The following is a 2,256-nucleotide window of genomic DNA, read 5'->3' as shown; positions in this document are numbered from 1 at the left end:
TTATTACTGTTATCTAATGTAATTGAATTACCAGTACTGACATATGAAATAACGAAAAGTGTTTTAGCAGGAATTGTTACAAGATAATCATATGGGTTTGAAACCATATAAATCTTTTCTGGTAAAATTGCCATTGGATATCCTTATCATTTTACGTTTTTCCAAACCAGTTTGAACCCACACCAGTACGCCTAGAACGTCTGGTACTTTGGGTAGGTTGTGATTCTTCTGGTTTATTTATCTTTTGTGGTAATGATTTGGCTTTATGTTCGCGTAGTTTTCTAAACGGTTGCGTACCTAATTGTGATTGGGAATATACGATTGCGATCATTCCATAGACCAGACAATCTAGAGCCTCGTTTCTCTTCTGCCCTTTCTTTAGTCGCCATACTAATTTACCACCAGCAGGTTTTAACTCTTCGGCTGATAGTTGTTCAAAGTAATCTGATGGTAGAGTACTGGAAAAGCGTAATTGAATTGGTGCGTTCTCTGCTTCAGTACTGAGCATCAAGTTTAAAAGTTTACGAATAGTATTCTTTTGTTCATGAACATTTAGGATCTGTAGTTTATATCCGGCTTGTGTACTCTGTTTGAATAGGTCACTTGTAGTACTGCTAGAACCCTTAATAGGATGATACTTAGCCCAACGTGCGGTAAACTTCTTAACTGTATCTGTAGCGTTACCGTTCGAACTATCCACGAATACGGCAAGTGTAGGTACTATGCGACCGTCAACACTTCGGAAATCTTGACGACAGAAAGTATCTAGATCTTTCCATGCTTGTGATTCGATTTTAGTTACATCGTGACCATATAAGAATTCGTGACCAAGTACATAAATGTTCTTTTCATCAAAGCCTAATACAGTAGCTTCCAGGCGATCTAATTGTTGGTCTACTGCTATTGTTATGCCTAAAGTACTTTCAGGTATTTTATGTAGATTAAATTCATCTTCTCTTAGTGATTCCAATCGAAGTATATCTAGTTCTTTCGCATATTCATCTTCATAGGGTAATCCCAATTCATTATTATAAAATGTTTGAAGATTGAAATTATAAAGAGCATCGGCAAACTTACTAACCATTTCTGAAATAGTATTCAATGGGGAATACATACGGCTAATCTGATAACCAACTACACCCGGATCACCATCAGTACTAGTAGCTATCCATCGACCGTTATCGATCATTTGGTGGCGTGTATGCTCGTCTATCTCTTCCTGACAATGAGGACAAATTAAACGTGTAGTTGTACTGTCTGGTATTGCTCTACCATTCTCAAGTTGTTTGAATTCAAATGCTACTTGTTCCCATTCAAAAGTATATTCATGACCGCAAGTGTGAGTAACAAACCAACGGCGTTTATCAGAGAGGTTATATTCTGAGTTAATTAAATCATCTTTATATAATGGTGTACTTGAAATAACTACTAGAGCATCATCACCGAAAGTACTAGTACGTGCTTCTGCTAGTTTTATTGGTGAACCTTCTTCTGTAATAGAAACATTACTCACCTCATCCAATAGAACTACACGACAAGTAATACCGCGTAGGTTTCCTGGTGTATTGAGGTTTAGCCAGTACACAAAAGTACCGTTTATCATTTGTGTTTGCTTCGCGTTGTTCGCGGCGTTCTTATCATTCTTGTCTGTAACTAATGGGCTTAGTACTTCACTGGTTTCAATAGCTGGTAGAAATTTACCATCCTTGAATTTCTTCACTTCAGATTCAGAAGAACTACCAAAAGCAAAATTACATGGATCATTTGCCATTAGGTTAAATGCTATTGATTGTAAAACAGTGGTTTTTAAAAGCTGACTACATGACTGAAGAATGATCTTTTTAGTACTTCTATGTTGTGCTATATCCATTGGTTCGCGTTGAAAGGAAAACGGAACCCAATCAAGCCCCATATTCGGCCCGTCAACAAACTTAACTACACCATTACTGATCCATTGGCTTGTTTTCTGTATTTTCGGTGGCTGTATCGTCGGCAGTACTTTCATTAGTACTTGCGTTAATTTCTTCTTGTTCGTTTCCATCTTCTAATATTTCTTCATCCGTGGGTAGTTCAAATTCCATGCTTCCTAGCTGGAATAAAGTACTATCAATATGTTGTTTTAATATATCTCGTAAATCTTTTGCGTCTGTCTGTGCGAATAGTTCCAAGTATGTTTTACTAGGGATAGCTCTCATTGCTGTTTTAACTTGAAATAGGTTTTCAGTTAGTACTTGTTCAAGATATTCAGTACTAACT

At 36.8% G+C, this 2,256-nt stretch carries 2 protein-coding genes; both read right to left on the bottom strand.

What is annotated here, in order from left to right:
* Positions 1–151: 151 nt before the first annotated feature.
* Entirely contained in the window at positions 152–2,005 is a 1,854-nt protein-coding gene (locus INF68_RS23015) for a terminase gpA endonuclease subunit (RefSeq protein WP_227412958.1), read from the bottom strand.
* Positions 1,944–2,256: hypothetical protein (locus tag INF68_RS23010; RefSeq protein WP_193525482.1), on the bottom strand; the 313-nt coding region annotated here is incomplete at its 5' end. The genes INF68_RS23010 and INF68_RS23015, both read right to left, overlap by 62 nt.

This window comes from Enterobacter cloacae complex sp. P16RS2, from assembly GCF_014982155.1.
GTDB lineage: Bacteria > Pseudomonadota > Gammaproteobacteria > Enterobacterales > Enterobacteriaceae > Enterobacter > Enterobacter cloacae_M.
The sequence above is the reverse complement of the archived record's forward strand: the minus strand, read 5'-3'. Positions and strand labels throughout refer to the sequence as shown.